1 protein-coding gene is annotated in these 1,491 nt (G+C 71.0%); it reads right to left on the bottom strand.

Going from position 1 to position 1,491, the window contains the following annotated elements:
* A partial coding sequence (gene ffh, locus ACTIDRAF_RS0224550) for a signal recognition particle protein (RefSeq protein WP_026066462.1) occupies window positions 1-1,436 on the bottom strand: 1,436 nt, incomplete at its 3' end.
* Window positions 1,437-1,491 lie beyond the last annotated feature (55 nt).

The following is a 1,491-nucleotide window of genomic DNA, read 5'->3' as shown; positions in this document are numbered from 1 at the left end:
CCGCGGGGCGGGAGCCCGGGGAAACCGGGCATGCCGGCGGGCATCCGGGGCGGTGTGGGGCCGCGGCCCTTGCCCTTCTTGCCCTTCTTCCCCTTCTTGCCCTTGCGGTTGCCGCCGCCGGCGCCGGGCATCCCGAAGCGGCCGGCCATCTGCTGCATCATCTTGCGGGCGTCGAAGAAGCGGCTGACCAGGTCGTTGACGTCGCTGACGGCGACTCCGGAGCCCTTGGCGATCCGGGCGCGCCGTGAGCCGTTGATGATCTTGGGGTCGGCTCGTTCCTCCGGCGTCATGCCCCGGATGATCGCCTGGACCCGGTCCAGCTGCTTCTCGTCGAACTGCGCGAGCTGGTCCTTCATCTGCCCGGCACCGGGCAGCATGCCGAGCAGGTTCGCCAGCGGGCCCATCTTGCGGACGGCCAGCATCTGCTCGAGGAAGTCCTCCAGGGTGAGGTCGCCGGCGCCGATCTTGTGCGCGGCCTGCTCGGCCTGCTCGGCGTCGAAGGCCTGTTCGGCCTGCTCGATCAGGCTGAGCATGTCGCCCATGCCCAGGATGCGGCTGGCCATCCGGTCCGGGTGGAAGACGTCGAAGTCCTCCAGCTTCTCGCCGTTGGAGGCGAAGAGGATCGGCTGCCCGGTGACCTCCCGGACGGACAGGGCCGCGCCACCCCGGGCGTCGCCGTCGAGCTTGGTGAGCACCACACCGGTGAAGCCGACGCCGTCGCGGAACGCCTGGGCGGTGGTGACCGCGTCCTGGCCGATCATGGCGTCGAGGACGAAGAGGATCTCGTCGGGCCGCACCGCGTCGCGGATGTCGGCGGCCTGCCGCATCAGCTCCTCGTCCACGCCGAGCCGGCCGGCGGTGTCGACGAGGACGACGTCGTGCTGGGCCCGCTGGGCCTCGGTGATGCTCCGCCGGGCCACCTCGACGGGGTCGCCGACCCCGTTGCCCGGCTCGGGGGCGAACACGGTGACCCCGGCCCGTTCCCCGACGACCTGGAGCTGGGTGACGGCGTTGGGGCGTTGGAGGTCGCAGGCGACCAGCAGCGGGGTGTGGCCCTGGCCGCGGAGCCACTTGGCGAGCTTGCCGGCCAGCGTCGTCTTACCCGCGCCCTGGAGACCGGCGAGCAGGATGACGGTGGGCGGGTTCTTCGCGAGGTGGATCCGACGCGTCTCCCCGCCGAGGATGCCGACGAGTTCCTCGTTGACGATCTTGATGACCTGCTGGGCGGGGTTGAGCGCCTGGGAGACCTCCGCGCCCTTCGCGCGCTCCTTCACCTTGGCGATGAACGCCCGGACGACCGGGAGCGCGACGTCCGCCTCGAGCAGCGCGATCCTGATCTCGCGGCAGGTGGCGTCGATGTCGGCGTCGGACAACCGGCCCTTGCCTCGAAGGTTCTTCAGGACCGAGGTGAGCCGATCGGAGAGTGTGTCGAACACGGGGTGGCGTCTCCAGGACTCGTCGGGGGCCAACGGTGTGGCCTTGCACGTGCGG

It is taken from the genome of Actinoalloteichus spitiensis RMV-1378 (assembly GCF_000239155.1).
Taxonomy (GTDB): Bacteria; Actinomycetota; Actinomycetes; order Mycobacteriales; family Pseudonocardiaceae; genus Actinoalloteichus_B; species Actinoalloteichus_B spitiensis.
Note: the sequence above shows the minus strand (reverse complement) of the source record. Positions and strands in the feature narration are given on the sequence as shown.